The sequence below is a fragment of the Holdemanella sp. genome (assembly GCF_056804935.1).
Map to the genome: position 1 here is coordinate 1 of NZ_DBMEXE010000260.1, position 1981 is coordinate 1981.

At 33.7% G+C, this 1981-nt stretch carries 3 protein-coding genes; all 3 read left to right on the forward strand.

Going from position 1 to position 1981, the window contains the following annotated elements; genetic code table 11:
* A partial coding sequence (locus tag ACZQCL_RS09055; protein WP_482482926.1) for a YidC/Oxa1 family membrane protein insertase occupies window positions 1-644 on the forward strand: 644 nt, incomplete at its 5' end.
* Window positions 645-653: 9 nt separating this feature from the next.
* Entirely contained in the window at window positions 654-1280 is a 627-nt protein-coding gene (locus ACZQCL_RS09060) for a Jag family protein (RefSeq protein ID WP_118114420.1), read from the forward strand.
* Between the two features lie 36 nt (window positions 1281-1316).
* A complete protein-coding gene (gene pth, locus ACZQCL_RS09065; RefSeq protein WP_482482928.1) occupies window positions 1317-1877 on the forward strand; it encodes an aminoacyl-tRNA hydrolase in 561 nt (186 codons plus the stop codon).
* Window positions 1878-1981: the final 104 nt, after the last annotated feature.

The window sequence follows — 1981 nt, forward strand, 5'->3', positions numbered from 1 at the left end:
TCATTTTAACAACATTGTTAATTCAGATGCTTGTATTTGTATTTACACGTAAATCACAAATGTCTACACAAAGAATGCAGGAAATTCAACCTGAAATTCAAAAGATTCAAAATAAATATAAAGATAAAACAGATGAGCGTTCTAAAATGCAGATGGCTCAAGAAATGCAGAATATTTATCAAAAATACGATATTCACCCATTTGGTTCAATGTTAATTACTTTCATTCAGCTACCAATCATGATGGGTATGTATTATGCAACAATGCGTTCAGTAAGTGTTGTTAGCGGAAGCTTTATGGGTATTTCTTTAGCAGGTACTCCACTTGATGGATTTAAAGCATTCGATATCGCATATATCTCAATTTATGTATTGATGGTTATCTTCTATATTGTATCAATGAAATTACCTCAATGGTTAAAGAAATGGCAAGATAAGAAAGATAACGTTAAAGTTAAAAAATATGCGCAGGAAGAAACAAATCCTATGGCTAACAGCATGAACATGTCAATGTACTTCATGACAGCAATGATTTGTATTATGTATATTTCATGGCCAATGGCGATGTCATTCTATTGGTTAGTATCAAGTGTAATTCGTGTATGTCAATCATTGATCCTACACAAAGTTATGAACAAAAAGTAGGTATAACATATGGAATTCGCTAAATTTACTGGAAAAACTTTAGATGAAGCTTTAGCAGCTGCTTGCAATGCTAAAGGATGTACAAAAGAAGAACTTCATTATGAAGTTACAGAAGAAAAAAGTGGTTTTTTAGGAATCGGAAAAACAATTGAAATTGAAGCATATTGCCCAAAAGATATTGAAGATTTCATTAAGTCATATATTCAAACATATTTTGACAATGCAGAATTAGATGGAACTGTTGAAATTGAAAATGATCATGGCTTCTATCGTATTACTGTAAACACAAAAAACAATGCGATTATGATTGGTAAAGCGGGTAAGTCTTTACAAGCATTCAATCGTTTAGTTAAAGCTGCAGTAAGTGCAGCATTCAAAAAGCGTATCGGACTTTTAATCGATGTGAATGGTTATAAGGAAGAAAGATACGAAAAAATCTGTAAAATGGCAGTTCGCATCGCAAAAGATGTACGTCGTACAAAAGTAGATGCAGTATTAGATCCAATGCCAGCCGATGAAAGAAAGGCAATTCACAATGCTTTAGCAGGAATGAACGATATTTCTACTAAGAGTGAAGGTGAAGGCGAAGGACGCCGTTTACACATTTTATATACACCAGGAAAAGATGAAGAATAACGGGATTATCCCGTTATTTTTTTGAAGGAGGGCTTCATGAAAATTATTATTGGATTAGGGAATATTGGTAGAGAATATGAAAATACACGTCATAATGCAGGTTTTATGGCGATTGATAAATTGGCACAAATGCTAGAAATGGATTTTAATCAGGAAAAATTTTCGGCTTATTTTGCAAAAAAGAAAATTGATGGAGAAGACATAATTTTATTAAAACCAACCACATATATGAATAATAGTGGTATCGCATTAAGACAATGCATGGATTTCTATAAAGTGCCTTCTGAAGATATCCTTGTATTATATGATGATATGGATATGCCTGTTGGAAAACTTCGTTTGCGTCAAAAAGGTAGTGCTGGTGGTCATAACGGAATCAAGAGTATTATTTCTCATATTGGCACACAGGAATTCGATCGTATTCGCATAGGAATTGGTAAAGATAAATTAATTCCAGTTGTAGACTGGGTACTAGGTAAATTTCCTCAAGAACAACAAAAGGATTTAAATCATGCTTTAGAACAAGCCGCGAAAGCAGCTAAATTTTCAATAAAACACTCTTTTAGTGACACAATGAATAGGTATAATAAGAAGTAGAAGGTGTGCGCCAGTTCGGTGCCAAATATATAACTGGTGGGAATCCAGTCTGGTAAAACCTAGCAAGTTGCCAGTACCAAGTCCTTGGAGTACCAAAGGCTAAC